This is a genomic window from Microbacterium sp., from assembly GCF_036277215.1.
Lineage (GTDB): Bacteria > Actinomycetota > Actinomycetes > Actinomycetales > Microbacteriaceae > Microbacterium.
On the sequence record NZ_DASUNI010000172.1, the window covers coordinates 1 to 13,987 of the forward strand.

The 13,987-nt window shown below is 69.9% G+C and carries 11 protein-coding genes; 4 read left to right on the forward strand and 7 right to left on the reverse strand.

Annotated elements, in window-relative coordinates:
* From nirB to VFX99_RS08915, 4 genes are all read left to right on the forward strand, one after another.
* Positions 1-2,308, forward strand: a 2,308-nt coding sequence (gene nirB, locus VFX99_RS08900) for a nitrite reductase large subunit NirB (protein ID WP_329665942.1), incomplete at its 5' end; no start/stop codon positions are given.
* The gene (gene nirD / locus VFX99_RS08905; RefSeq protein ID WP_329665943.1) at positions 2,305-2,727 is read left to right on the forward strand and encodes a nitrite reductase small subunit NirD; all 423 of its coding nucleotides are present in this window, start codon (positions 2,305-2,307) and stop codon (positions 2,725-2,727) included. The genes nirB and nirD, both read left to right, overlap by 4 nt.
* A complete protein-coding gene (gene cobA, locus VFX99_RS08910; RefSeq protein ID WP_329665944.1) occupies positions 2,724-3,962 on the forward strand; it encodes a uroporphyrinogen-III C-methyltransferase in 1,239 nt (412 codons plus the stop codon). The genes nirD and cobA overlap by 4 nt, the downstream gene beginning before the upstream one ends.
* Complete coding sequence (locus VFX99_RS08915) at positions 3,959-5,146, forward strand: uroporphyrinogen-III synthase (RefSeq protein ID WP_329665945.1); 1,188 nt, start codon at positions 3,959-3,961, stop codon at positions 5,144-5,146. Before cobA ends, VFX99_RS08915 begins: the two co-directional genes overlap by 4 nt.
* Before the next feature lie 11 nt (positions 5,147-5,157).
* Here the strand turns inward: VFX99_RS08915 and treZ are convergent, their stop codons facing one another.
* The 7 genes from treZ to rpsP all read right to left on the reverse strand — a co-directional run bounded on the left by treZ (position 5,158) and on the right by rpsP (position 13,641).
* Entirely contained in the window at positions 5,158-6,882 is a 1,725-nt protein-coding gene (gene treZ, locus VFX99_RS08920) for a malto-oligosyltrehalose trehalohydrolase (protein WP_329665946.1), read from the reverse strand.
* A complete protein-coding gene (gene treY, locus VFX99_RS08925; RefSeq protein ID WP_329665947.1) occupies positions 6,879-9,296 on the reverse strand; it encodes a malto-oligosyltrehalose synthase in 2,418 nt (805 codons plus the stop codon). The genes treZ and treY overlap by 4 nt, the downstream gene beginning before the upstream one ends.
* 4 nt (positions 9,297-9,300) lie before the next feature.
* The gene (glgX, locus tag VFX99_RS08930) at positions 9,301-11,517 is read right to left on the reverse strand and encodes a glycogen debranching protein GlgX (protein ID WP_329665948.1); all 2,217 of its coding nucleotides are present in this window, start codon (positions 11,515-11,517) and stop codon (positions 9,301-9,303) included.
* A 98-nt stretch (positions 11,518-11,615) separates the two neighbouring features.
* A complete protein-coding gene (trmD, locus tag VFX99_RS08935) occupies positions 11,616-12,326 on the reverse strand; it encodes a tRNA (guanosine(37)-N1)-methyltransferase TrmD (protein WP_329665949.1) in 711 nt (236 codons plus the stop codon).
* Position 12,327: 1 nt separating this feature from the next.
* Positions 12,328-12,981, reverse strand: a complete 654-nt coding sequence (gene rimM, locus VFX99_RS08940) for a ribosome maturation factor RimM (protein WP_329665950.1) — start codon at positions 12,979-12,981, stop codon at positions 12,328-12,330.
* Position 12,982: 1 nt separating this feature from the next.
* Positions 12,983-13,213, reverse strand: a complete 231-nt coding sequence (locus VFX99_RS08945) for an RNA-binding protein (RefSeq protein ID WP_091707253.1) — start codon at positions 13,211-13,213, stop codon at positions 12,983-12,985.
* A gap of 5 nt (positions 13,214-13,218) precedes the next feature.
* On the reverse strand, positions 13,219-13,641 hold the full coding sequence (rpsP, locus tag VFX99_RS08950; RefSeq protein ID WP_329665951.1) for a 30S ribosomal protein S16: 423 nt from the start codon (positions 13,639-13,641) through the stop codon (positions 13,219-13,221).
* Positions 13,642-13,987: the final 346 nt, after the last annotated feature.

Below are 13,987 nucleotides of genomic sequence, written 5' to 3' on the forward strand. Positions count from 1 at the left end.
CCGCCGGGTCACCACCGCGAGCGGTCTCAGCGTCGCCTACGACACGCTCGTCCTCGCGACCGGCTCCTACGCGGCCCGTCTGACCGTCGACGGGTTCGACCTCAACGGATGCTTCGTCTACCGCACCCTCGACGACGTCGAGGGTCTTCGCGCGTTCGTCGAGCGGCGCTCGGCCGAGCTCGGGCGGCGGTTGCGGGGAACCGTCATCGGCGGCGGCCTACTCGGTCTCGAAGCGGCGGGCGCGATGCAGGGACTGGACGTCGACTGCACGGTCGTGCAGTCCTCGGACCGCCTGATGTCCGCTCAGCTGGACACGCGCGGCGCCGACTCGCTGCGCCGCCTCATCGAGTCGCGGGGCATCGCGGTGCGCACGGGCAGCGTCACCACCCGACTCGACCCCGACATCCGCGGAAACGTCCGCGGCCTCGAATTCCGCGAGGGGGACTACGCCGACACGGACGTGGTCGTCTTCACGGTCGGCGTGCGCCCCCGCGACCAGCTCGCGCGGGCGGCCGAACTGAAGGTGGACCCGCGCGGCGGCGTACTCATCGACGCCGAGTGCACGACCTCGGACCCGCGCATCGTGGCGATCGGGGAGGTCGCCAGCTTCGACGGCCGCTGCGTCGGGCTCGTCGCTCCGGGCTACGCGATGGCCGAGGTCGCCGCAACCCGCCTTCTCGGGTCCATCGCGACCTTCCCCGGGTACGACGACTCGACGAAGCTCAAGCTCAACGGCGTCGATGTTGCGAGCTTCGGCGACGCCTTCGCGCAGACGCCCGGCGCTCTGGACGTCGTGTACGCCGACCCCGTGGCCGGTGTGTACAAGAAGCTCGTCCTTTCGGACGACGCACAGACGCTTCTCGGTGGCATCCTCGTGGGCGACGCCAGTGCCTACGGGATGCTGCGTCCGCTCGTCGGCGGACCCCTCGGCGCCGACCCCGCCGCGTACCTCATGCCGGAGGGCGCGGGCGATGCGCTGGCGAACGCCGAGCTGCCCGACGAGGCCCTCGTGTGCTCCTGCAACAGCGTCACGGCAGGTACCATTCGCTGCGCCGTCACCGACGAGGGCTGCACGGATGTCGCGGGCGTGAAGTCCTGTACCCGGGCCGGTGCCGCGTGCGGCTCGTGCCTTCCGCTGGTGAAGACGCTCGTCGGCAAAGAGCTGGCCCGCAGCGGCGCCACGCTCAGCACGGCCCTGTGCGAGCACTTCTCGCACTCCCGCGCGCAGCTCTTCGATGCCGTGCGCGTATCCGGACTGCACACCTTCAGCGCGATCATCGACCGCTTCGGCACCGGGCGCGGCTGCGACATCTGCAAACCGGTGCTGGCCAGCATCCTCTCGTCGCTGGGCCACGGTCACGTGCTCGACGGTGAGAACGCCACGCTGCAGGACACCAACGACCACGTCATGGCGAACATCCAGAAGGACGGCAGCTACTCGGTCGTCCCCCGGATCGCGGGCGGCGAGATCACGCCCGAGGGCCTTCTGGCCATCGGGCAGGTCGCGAAGGACTTCGGGCTGTACACCAAGATCACCGGAGGCCAGCGCATCGACATGTTCGGCGCGCGCCTAGAGCAGCTTCCGGAGATCTGGAAGCGCCTCGTCGACGCGGGATTCGAGTCGGGGCACGCGTACGGCAAGTCCCTGCGCACCGTGAAGTCGTGCGTCGGATCGACCTGGTGCCGCTACGGCGTGCAGGACTCGGTCGGCATGGCGGTCCAGCTCGAGCTGCGCTACCGCGGACTGCGATCGCCGCACAAGATCAAGCTCGGCGTCTCGGGCTGCGCGCGCGAGTGCGCGGAGGCCAGGGGCAAGGACGTCGGCGTGATCGCCACCGAGGCGGGCTGGAACATGTACGTCGGCGGCAACGGCGGCTTCACACCGCGGCACGCGGTGCTGTTCGCCGAGGGCCTCGACGACGCCGGGCTGCTGCGAGCGATCGACCGCTTCCTGATGTACTACGTCCGCACGGCCGACCGTCTGCAGCGCACAGCGCCGTGGTTCGAGGAGATGGAGGGCGGCGTCGAGGCGCTCCGCGCGGTGATCTTCGAGGACAGCCTCGGCATCGCCGAAGACCTCGACGCGGCCATGGCGCAGCATGTGGACGCGTACGAGGACGAGTGGAAGGCGACGCTCGAGGATCCTGAGAAGCTCCGCCGCTTCGCCTCGTTCGTGAACGCTCCCACAACGCCCGATCCGTCCCTGGCTTACACCGAGGAGCGCGGTCAGGCGCGTCCGGCCACCCCGGACGAACGCGAGAACCCACGTGTGCTCATCGCGGGAACGACTCTGGCGGTGCGGCGATGACCGCGCTGCAGAACCTGGTCGCGACCGCCGCGCGTCCCCAGGAGTCGCCGACGGACGCGCCGAGGCGGCCGCTCGCGGTCTGGGTGAGGGTGTGCAAGGTATCCGACCTCGAGCGCGAGCGGGGCCTGGCGGCCCTCATCGACGGCGAGCAGGTGGCTCTGTTCCGGACGCACGACGATCGCATCCACGCCGTCCAGCAGCTGGACCCCTACAGCGGCGCGTACGTCATGTCGCGCGGCATCGTGGGCACGAAGGGCGACGCGCCGACGGTCGCCTCGCCGATGTACAAGCAGGTCTTCGACCTGCGCACCGGCGCGTGTCTGGAGACGCAGGGCAAGGACGAGTACCCGCTGCGGGTCTGGCCCATCGCGGTCGACCCGAGCGGCGACGTGTTCATCAAGTGGAAGGCCCCCGCATGACGACGATGATCGGAATAGCGCTCACGGGACGGCAGGTCGTGCTGGTCGGGGGCGGGGATGTCGCGGCTCGCCGCATCCGCCGATTCCTGCTCGATGGCGCGATCGTGCGCATCGTGGCTCCCGAACTCGGCGAGGCCACTGCCCGTCTGGTCGCCGAGCACGCGCTCGAGTGGCGCACCCGCGGCGTCGGGCCCGGCGATCTCGACGATGCGTGGCTCGTGCACACGGCCACGGGCGATGCCCGCATCGACGCCGATGTCGCCGCCCTGTGCGAGGAGCGGCGCATCCTCTGCATCAACGCCGGCGACGGCAGCCACGGCTCCGCGCGCCTCGCAGCCGAGACCCGCTCCGGCGACAGCATCGTCGGGGTCGTATCGGACGCCGGCGTCGATCCGGGCCGCACCCGCCTGCTGCGCGATGCGATCGGCGAGCTGCTGCGCGAGGGCGGCCTGCCGGTGCGTCGCCGGCGACTCACCGCTGTCGGGCAGGTGCATCTCGTCGGCGGAGGTCCCGGCCCGGTCGATCTCATCACCGTGCGCGGACGGCGGCTGCTGTCCGAGGCGGATGTGGTGGTCACCGACCGACTCGGGCCCATCGGCGTCCTCGACGAACTCGCCCCCGAAATCGAGGTCATCGACGTCGGAAAGCGGCCCGGACACCACCCCGTGCCGCAGCAGGAGATCAACGAGATCCTCGTGGAGCGCGCGCGCCGTGGCTTGCGCGTGGTCCGCCTCAAGGGCGGCGACCCGTTCGTCTACGGACGCGGCGGGGAGGAGGTGGCCGCCTGTCTGGCGGCCGGGATTCCCGTCGACGTCGTTCCGGGACTCACCAGCATCGTCTCGGTTCCCCAGGCCGCCGGCATCCCCGTGACGCATCGCGGCACCGCCGCCGCCCTGCACGTGGTCAACGGTCAGGACGCTCCTACGGAGGCGACCCTCGCGGCGATGCGTGACCCGCAGACCACGACGGTGGTGCTGATGGGCGTCAGCGCCCTCCTCGGATTCACTGCGGCCGCCCTCTCCGCCGGCGCGGACCGCGAGCTCCCCGTCGCCATCGTCGAGAGCGGTCACACCGACGAGCAGCGCACCACCCACACCACTCTCGCGACCGCGGCCGCGGAGGCCGTGACGACAGGCGTGCGCAATCCCGCCGTGATGGTCTTCGGCCATGTCGCCGCCGCCGACCTGCTGCTGCCGTCCCTGGTGTCGGAACCGGCAGGTGACACTACCCTGTGAGCATCGCTGGTTCCACCGGTCCCGAGGCGGGTGCGGAACGCTCTGCACCCGTGATCTCGGCCGCCCTCGCCGGCTGCACCATCCTGCTGCCCGTCGACCGTCGTGCCGGAGAGCTGACCGCGGCGTTGGAGCGACACGGAGCCGCCGTGCGACTGGCCCCGGCGCTCACGATCGTCCCGCACATCGACGACGAGGAGCTCATCGCGCGATCACGCGCGCTCATCGCTGAACCGCCCGACATCGTCGTGGTGACCACCGGCGTCGGCTTCCGCGGCTGGACCGAGGCGGTGGACGAGGCCGGGCTGCTCGAAGAATTCCTGGGTGCCATCCGGCCGGCCCAGATCGTCGCCCGCGGGCCGAAGGCGCGCGGGGCGATCCAGCAGGCCGGCCTGTCCGCCGACTGGGTCGCCGAGTCGGAGACTGCGGCCGAGCTGGAGGAGTTCCTGCTCGCCGAGGGCGTCGCCGGCAAGCGGATCGCCGTCCAGCACCACGGGTCCGGCGCCGACGGACTCGACGAGGCGTTCGAGTCGGCGGGCGCCGATGTCGTCAGTCTGACGATCTACCGGTGGGGTCCGCCGCCGGATCTGGCGGTCGTGCGACGCTCGGTCATCGCGGCATCCGCGGGTGAGTACGACGCCATCCTCTTCACATCGGCGCCGGGCGCCCAGGAGTGGCTCGGCGCTGCCGACATCCTCCAGGTGCTGCCGGCGATGCGCGCTCATGCCCGGGCGGGGCGTCTGCTGATGGCGGCTGTGGGGCCGATCACGGCCGGGCCGCTCCGCGCCGCCGGCTTCGAGCCGCTCATCCCCGATCGCGGTCGACTCGGCTCGCTCGTCCGTGCCGTCGTCACGTACTTCGGCGGCGGCCAGGCGCCGGGCATCCGCACGTCGGCGGGTCGGCTCGAGCTGCGCAGTGCGGGCGTGGTGCTGGACGGCCGGCACATCCCCCTGTCGCGCGTGGGACTGGACATCCTCGCTGCGCTCGTGGACGCGCAGGGCGCCATCGTCTCGCGCGAAGAGCTGCAGGGCGCGCTGCCCCGTTCGGTGTCGAACCCGCACGCCGTCGAGGTGGCGGTCGCGCGCGTGCGTGAAGCGCTCGGCGTGCCCGACTTGATCAAGACCGTGGTCAAGCGCGGCTACCGCCTGAACGTGTACGAAGACGACGAGACCCCGCCGCCCGCCTGATCTCCTGGGGACTACGCGCTCTGCATCACCAGCGCTGAGCGCGCAGGGAGATATGCGTTCCCGTCGCCCAGCGCGCCTGCCTCATCGGTGGCGAGCAGCACACGCGCGGCAGACGGCGCGGGCAGGGTTGCCGCGGCATCCGAGAAGTTCACCAGGATCTGCGTGGAACCGCGTTCCAGCCGCAAGGTGCGGGACGCCTCATCGGCCTCCGCGCTCAGCGCATCGAACGCGGGGCTCGTCAGGTCGGGGATGGAGCGGCGAAGGGCGATCAGATCCCTGTAGAGCGCAAGGATGCGCGCATGCACACCCTGACCTCGCTCGTCCCAGTCGAGCTTCGACCGTGTGAACGTCGCCGGGTCCTGAGGGTCGGGCACCACCGCGGGATCCCAGCCCATCGCAGCGAACTCGGCGATGCGGCCCTCGGCAGTGGCTCGGCCGAGCTCAGGCTCGGGGTGCGAGGTGAAGAACTGCCACGGCGTCGAAGCCGCCCACTCCTCCCCCAAGAACAGCATGGGGGTGAACGGAGACAGGACCGTCAGGACGGCCGCGAGAGCGAGTCCGCGCTCGTCGAGGGTCTGCGACAGCCGATCGCCTTCGGCGCGGTTGCCGATCTGGTCGTGGTCCTGGCAGAAGGTCACCAGGCGGGTCGTCGGGATGCGTGGATCGATCGGGTGACCGTGCGCCCGGCCCCGGAACGACGACCAGGTGCCGTCGTGGAAGAAACCCGCTGTGGCGGTCTTGGCCAGCGCGGCGAGGGGCGCGAAATCGGCGTAGTAGCCGCTGGTCTCACCCGACACCGCGACATGCAGCGCGTGGTGGTAGTCGTCGTTCCACTGCGCGCCGAGGCCGTAGCCGCCGGCCTCGCGCGCACTGATGAGGGTGGCGTCGTTCAGGTCTGACTCGGCGATCAGCGTCAACGGTCGACCGAGGTGGGCGCTCAGCGCATCCGTCCTCTCCGCGAGCTCCTGCAGGATGTGCCGTGCCGAGGAGTCCCGGAGCGCATGCACGGCGTCGAGCCGCAGCCCGTCCACGTGGAAATCGCGCATCCACATGAGTGCGTTCTCGACGATGTACCGCCGCACGTCCGGCTGGTCGAGATCGATCGATGACCCCCACGTGTTGCTCTCGCCCTCGCGCAGGTACGGTCCGAACTCCGGCAGGTAGTTGCCGCTCGGGCCCAGGTGGTTGTAGACGACGTCCTGAATCACGCCGAGACCGCGCGCGTGGCAGGCGTCGACGAAGCGCTGGTAGGCAGACGGGCCGCCGTACCCCTCGTGCACGGCGTACCAGAGGACGCCGTCGTAGCCCCAGTTGTGCGTTCCGTTGAACGCGTTGACGGGGAGCAGCTCCACCAGGTCGATGCCGAGATCGACGAGCTCGTCCAGCCTGTCGATCGCAGAATCGAGCGTGCCGTCGGGGGTGAACGTGCCGATGTGCAGCTCGTAGATCACCGCGCCGGCCAGCTGGCGTCCGGTCCAAGCACCGTCACTCCAGGCATGCGCGTCGGCGTCGAACCAGGCACTGGACTGGTGGACTCCGCGCGGCTGACGGCGGGAGCGGGGGTCGGGCCGCACATCCTCGCCGTCTCCGAGGACGAAGCCGTACTCGTCGCCGTCGCCCAGACCGACGGACGCCGCGAACCATCCGGCCCCTCGGGGCTCGAGCTCGACGTCGGCCGCGCCGGGTCGCCTGACCCGCACGCGCTCCGCGCGCGGCGCCCACACTTCGATCGTCATGAGCGGTCTTCCTCGGAGGGTACGAGCAGTGCGACCGGATAGGTCGCCAGCAGCTCGGCGAGACGGATGGTGGAGCCCTCGAATCGGCGACCGGTCACAGCATCCGTGGTGGGTCCTGAGTGCCGCAGCAGCACGGTGTCGCCCCATCCCCCGCGGGCGGCGAGCCCGACCGGGAGCCGCGTCGCGACGGTGAGCGCGCCGCCGCGATCGAAGGCGATCCCATGCTCCGCCGCTTCGCCCACCACGGTCATCGGCGTGTAGCGGGTGAACAGCTCGGGGCTGTCCCGGCGCAGTCGAAGCGCGCGGGAGGTGACCAGCAGCTTGGCTGCGCCCGAGGCGTTCACGGGAGGAAGCTCGCCCCGCGCGAAACCGGCATCGAGGTCGGCGAGCATCCGTCTGCGCTCGTCGAAGTCCACGGCCCGTCGGTTGTCGGGGTCGACCAGCGACGTCTGCCACAGCTCGGAGCCCTGGTACACGTCGGGCACTCCGGGAGCCGTGAGCTGCAGCAGCTTGGCGGCGAGCCCGTTGGACCACCCTGCGGGGGCGATCTCACCGACGAATCGCGCGACCAGCTCCGAAAGCGTCGCGTCGTCGAACACCGCGTCCACGACGGCACGCACCCGTCCCTCGAATGCGGCATCGGGATCCCACCAGCTCGTCGCCTCGGCGGCCTCCCGCGCTGCCTTCTCGGCGTAGGCGTGCAGGCGGTCCCGCGATGCCGGCCACGACCCGATCACCGCCTGGTAGAGCAGGCTGTCGAACGGACCGTGACCCGTGGACGCCCGACTCCGCAGGTCGGCGAGCGTCCGGGTCCAGCGGTCCGGCTTCTCCGACAGCACGTCCAGGCGCGCGCGCACGTCCTCGGCCCGCTTCGTGTCGTGGGTCGTGAGCGCCGTCATCGAGTTCGGCCATGCGGCCTGGCGCGCCGCTTGCGCCCGGTGGAAACCCTCGACGGGAAGCGAGAAGACCGACGGGTCTCCGCCGACCTCGGTCAGTGAGCCGAGCCGCGTGTAGCGGTAGAAGGCCGTGTCCTCGACGCCCTTGGCCATCACGGGGCCGGTGGTCTGCTGGAACCGGCGCGCCACCTCGAGAGAGGGATCGGCCAGCACCGGCACGAGGCGCGAGATCGAGTCCGCGAGATCGGGCCGCCGAGCGGATGCCTGGGCGGATGCCTCCTCCAGGTGCACGCGGCCGGAGGGGAGGTACGAGCGGTACACCGGGAAGCAGGCGAGGAGCTCGGCCAGCGCGTCGGCGGCATGTTCCACCGGCTGAGGCAGCGAGCGGACGAGGCGCGCGACCTCCGCGCTCTGCGCGGTGTCGGCGATCATCCGCTTCGTCTCGTGGATGAGTTCGTGGTAGTCGGCCGGGGCGCCGCCGCGCAGGTGCGCGTCGAGCTGCGCCAATGCCGGTTCGCCGGCCGGGTCGATCAGCACGCGGTCGATCTCGGCCAGCGCGTCGTAGCCGGTCGTTCCGTCCGTCTCCCACCACGCCGGCAGTTCTTCACCGTGCTCGAGGATCTTCTCGATGAGCACGAACCGCGCGGTGCCGGGAGGCTGGGCGCGCCGCAGCGCGGCATCCAGCTGTTCCAGATATCCCCCCGGGTCCACGAGTCCATCGGGGTGGTCGATCCGCAGACCGTCGGCGAGTCCCTCGCGCACCCAGCGGAGCACCTCCGCATGGCTCTCCTCGAACACCCAGGGCAGTTCCACACGCAGGCCCGCGAGCGTGGTGATCGCGAAGAACCGCCGATAGTTCAGCTCGGCCGCTTCCCGCCGCCAGAACACCGCTTCCCAGTGCTGCCGCTCGAGGATCTGCCGGATGACGCGCGGGTCGTCCAGCGGCGCGCTGCCCACGCCCACGACCGGGAACGGCAGGGAGTCCGGAGCGAGCGGCAGCACGTGCTCGCCACCGTAGAACCGCACGACACCGTGGGCGCCCAGCTCGGAGGTATCCGGATCGACCCTCACATCGCCGTCGGCGAGCACGTCGTCGAGAGGAGCGCCGAGGATCGGCACCCGCACCTTGCCCGCGCCGAAGTCCCAGTCGATGTCGAATGCGTCGGCGTAACGGGATTCGCGGCCATGGGTCAGGACATCCCACCACCACGGATTCTCTGAAGGTCTCGCGATCCCCATGTGATTGGGGACGATATCGATCAGGATGCCGAGGCCCGCCGACCGCGCGGCTGTCGCGAATCGGTCCAGCCCGTCCCGACCTCCCCGCGCCGGGTCTACCAGCGACGGATCGACGACGTCGTAGCCGTGCGTCGAGCCCTCGGTCGCCTGCAGCAAGGGGGACAGGTAAGCCCAGTCCGCACCGAGGTCGGCCAGGTAGGGCGCGACCTCGGCGGCCGCGTCGAGGCCGAATGCCGGCTGGATCTGAAGGCGGTACGTGGACGCGGGCCGTTTCGTCATCGGATCAGTGCCGCAGCTCGGTCTTGGGCGACGGGCTCGGCATGTCCTCCGGGCTGCTCGCGACCGCGTTGCCCGCCAGCGAGGCCGCGACGGAGTGGTCCACCTCGGCCGTCGGCGGGTGGTACTCGACGAGCACGAGCATCGCCTTCGCGTGGACGATGACCTCGGCACCGGGTTCGATCGGCGCGGAGTCGGCTCGCTCGCCGGCCGTGTCGACGAGGACCTCCCACTTGGGGCTGTACTCGACCGCGGGCACGACGAAGTCGACGTCCTCGTCCCCCGCATTGAAGAGCACGATGAAGTGCTTGTCGGTGATCCGATCGCCGCGGCGATCGCGCTCGCGGATGCCCGAGCCGTTGAGGAAGACGCCGACTGCTCGCCCGAAGCCGGAGTCCCAGTCCTCGGGCTGCATCTCGGTGCCGTCAGGACGCAGCCAGGCGATGTCGGGCACGGGCTGGCCGACCTCCCGCCGGACGGGTCGCCCGTTGAAGAAGCGGCTGCGGCGGAATGTCGGATGCTCGCGCCGCAGTCGTGCCAGCGCGGCGGTGAACTCCACGAGGGGCTCGTCGACCTTGTCCCAGTGCACCCACGTCAGCTCGTTGTCCTGCGCGTAGCCGTTGTTGTTGCCCTGCTGCGTGCGTCCGAGCTCGTCCCCGTGCAGCAGCATGGGCACGCCCTGCGACAGCAGAAGGGTGGCGATGAAGTTGCGCTGCTGTCGCGCGCGCATCGTCAGCACCGCCGGATCGTCGGTCGGACCCTCGACTCCGAAGTTCTGCGAGCGGTTGTGGGACTCGCCGTCCTTGTTGTTCTCGCCGTTGGCCTTGTTGTGCTTGTCGTTGTAGCTGACCAGATCGCGGAGAGTAAAGCCGTCGTGCGCCGTCACGAAGTTGATGGATGCGACCGGCCGGCGGCCGGAGTGCTCGTAGAGATCGGCCGAGCCGGTCAGGCGCGAGGCGAACTCACCGAGTGTGGCGGCCTCGCCGCGCCACATGTCGCGGACGGTGTCGCGGTACTTTCCGTTCCACTCGGTCCACTGCGGCGGGAAGTTGCCCACCTGGTAGCCGCCCGGCCCGATGTCCCACGGCTCGGCGATGAGCTTGACCTGCGAGACCACCGGGTCCTGCTGGACGAGCTCGAAGAAGGTGGCGAGGCGGTCCACGTCGTAGAACTCGCGCGCGAGCGTCGCCGCGAGGTCGAAGCGGAAGCCGTCGACGTGCATCTCGAGCACCCAGTAGCGCAGCGAGTCCATGATGAGCTGCAGCGCGTGCGGATTGCCGACGTTGAGGCTGTTTCCGGTGCCGGTGTAGTCGGTGTAATAGCGCTGGTCGCCGTCCTCGAGCCGGTAGTACGCGGCGTTGTCGATGCCGCGCATGGAGAGGGTCGGACCCAGGTGGTTGCCCTCGGCGGTGTGGTTGTAGACGACGTCGAGGATGACCTCGATGCCTGCTGCGTGCAGGGCACGCACCATGCCCTTGAACTCCTGAACCTGCTGGCCGCGCTGGCCCGTCGCGGCATAGGTGTTCTGCGGCGCGAAGAAGGCGATCGTGTTGTAGCCCCAGTAGTTCGACAGGCCCTTGTCCTGCAGCGTGCTGTCGTTGACGAACTGGTGCACCGGCATCAGCTCGATGGCCGTGACGCCGATCTTCTTCAAGTGGTCGATCACGGCAGGATGCGCGATGCCGCCGTACGTGCCTCGCAGCTCCTCCGGGACCGCCGGATGCAGCATCGTGAGGCCCCTGACGTGGGCTTCGTAGATGAAGGATGCCGCGTACGGCGTCTTCGGCTGGCGATCGCCCGCCCAGTCGAAGAACGGGTTGATCACCACTCCCATCATCATCTTCGAGGCGGAGTCGTCGTCATTGCGGGAGTCGGGATCGCCGAAGTCGTAGCCGAACAGCGCCTGATCGCCGTCGACCTGGCCCTCGACGGCCTTGGCGTAGGGGTCGAGAAGCAGCTTGTTGGGGTTGAAGCGCTTGCCGTTCTTCGGGTCGTGCTCGCCGTGCACTCGGTAGCCGTAGCGCTGCCCGGGGCCGACGGTGGGCAGGTAGGCGTGCCAGATGTGGGCATCGACGTCGATGAGGTCGATGCGGGTTTCCTTGCCGCGGTCGCCGAACAGGCACAGCTCGACGCGCTCGGCGCCCTCGCTGAACAGAGCGAAGTTCGTTCCGTTGCCATCGAATGTCGCACCGAGCGGATAGCTCGAGCCGGGCCAAGTCTGCACAGTGCCTCCATATAGAAGCCGAGCCGGAGGTACCGGTTCGGCCAGAATCTACAGATTAGTCGGCCGACCTGCGTGTCCTGTCCGGCGGTCGAGGGCGGTTACAATGCCTGCTCGTCGTCCGCGAGCAGGTCCGGCCTGCGGTCGCGCGTGCGCTCGAGCTGCTGCTCTCGGCGCCACGCCGCGATGGCACCGTGATTGCCGCTCAGCAGCACGGGCGGCACGCCCAGACCGCGCCAGTCCGCGGGCTTCGTGTAGGACGGGTACTCCAGCAGACCGTCCTCGTGGGACTCCTCGACGAGGCTCTCGGGGTTGCCGACAACGCCGGGGATGAGCCGCGCAGTGGCTTCGATCATCGCCATCGCCGCCACCTCTCCCCCGTTGAGGACGTAGTCCCCCAGGCTGACCAGCCGCACCTCGCCGAGCGAGGCGGCGTGCGCGAACACACGCTCGTCTATGCCCTCGTATCGGCCGCAGCCGAACACCAGGTGGTCCCGCTGCGCCAGCTCGCGTGCCGTCGCCTGAGTGAACAGCTCGCCGGCGGGCGACGGGAAGATGAAGATCGGATGCGAGCCGCTCCCGGCGTCGGCCGCGATCGCATCCAGCGCTTCGCCCCACGGCTCGGGCTTCATGACCATTCCCGCGCCGCCGCCGTAGGGGGTGTCGTCGACAGTGCGGTGGCGATCGTGCGCCCACATCCGGAGGTCATGCACGCGCACGTCCAGCAGTCCCCTGCCGCGCGCCTTGCCGAGCAGCGAGACCTCGAGCACGTCGAAGAACGACGGGAAGATCGAGACGACGTCGATGCGCACGTCAGTCCTCTGAGCGATCGTCCTCGGAAGCGGCGGACGGCGGGCCGTCGGCGGCGTCGGGCTCGTCGCCGTCCTCGGACGGCAGGTCTTCGAAGAGTCCCGCGGGGGGCGTCACGATCACCCGGCCGGCGGTGACGTCGACCTCGGGCACGAGAGCCTTCACGAACGGAACGAGCACCTCGCGGTCGCCGTCCACACGCACGATCAGCAGATCCTGCGCCGGGAAGTGGTCGACGCGGATGACGCGGCCGACGACCTCGCCGTCACGCACGACATCGAGCCCGACCAGCTGATGGTCGTACCAGGCGTCGTCCTCCGTGGGGACGTCCTCGGGGTCTTGATCGACCCACAGGATGGCGCGCACGAGCTCCTCGGCGGCCGAGCGGTCCTCGACTCCTTCGAAGAAGGCGACGGGGTGGCTGTTCATCCAGCGGAACTCGCGCACGGTGAGCGGCTTGCCGTGCCACGGCGACGACTCGGGGACCTGCAGCGTGAACGACGCGCCCGGGGTGAACCGGCCCTCGGGGTCATCTGTGTACAGCTCGAGCTTGAGCGCGCCCTTGAGGCCGTGCGCCTTCACCAGCCGCCCGACACGCAGCTGTGTCTTGGCGGATTTCGGCGGGCGGGCCGCGTCGGACTTCTCGGGGCCCGTCACGTCAGTCGTCCGCGACGTCGACGCGAACGCGCCGGCCGTCCGCGAGTGCCGTGATCAGCGTGCGCAGGGCCTTCGCCGTGCGTCCGCCGCGCCCGATCACGCGACCCCGGTCGTCAGGGTGCACGTGGACCTCGAGGACATCGCCGCGCGGCGACGTCGAAGAGCGGATGGACACGTCATCGGGGTGATCGACGATCCCCTTGACGACATGCTCGAGCGCGGCGGCCAGCACCACGATTATTCGGCGTCGGTCGCGGCGTCGGCGTCAGCCTCCACCGGCGCCTCGGCTGCAGGCTCGTCGGCCTTCTTCTCAGCCTTGGGCTTGATCACGACCTTCTTGGCGGCATCCGCCTCGAAGGGGGCCTTGGGCTCGGCGACGCGCACGGTCGAGACGGCGTCCTTGTCGCCCTTGAACTTGCCCCAGTCGCCCGTGAGCTTGAGGATCGCGGCGACCTGCTCGGTCGGCTGCGCGCCGACGGAGAGCCAGTACTGGGCACGGTCGGAGTCGACCTCGATGAACGAGGGGTTCTGGGTGGGGTGGTACTTGCCGATCTCCTCGATGACGCGACCGTCGCGCTTGGTGCGCGAGTCGGCGACGACGATGCGGTAGTACGGCGCACGGATCTTGCCGAGGCGCTTGAGACGGATCTTGACAGCCACAATTCTCCTGAAGTGTTGTGAGTTGGGCGAACTGACAGCCGTGAGCGTGGGGTGCACACTCGGCGGAAGCTCAATGGGGTTCTGCGCGCCGGATAGAGGGTCGGGCGGTACAGAACTCGACTGACCATTCTTGCAGATTTCGAGCCGTAAGGATAATCGCCTGACCCGCATGCCATGATGGGCCGACACCGGAGCAGTCGCCGGTCGGGAGGGCGAGGTCATGCACATCGAGTTCGCCCGGTCCGCACGCTCCACCGTCGGGCTCGAGTGGGAGGTCGCCATCGTCGACCGGGCCACCGGGGAGCTCGCCTCCGTGGGCGACCGCGTGCTCGAGCTGCTCGATGAG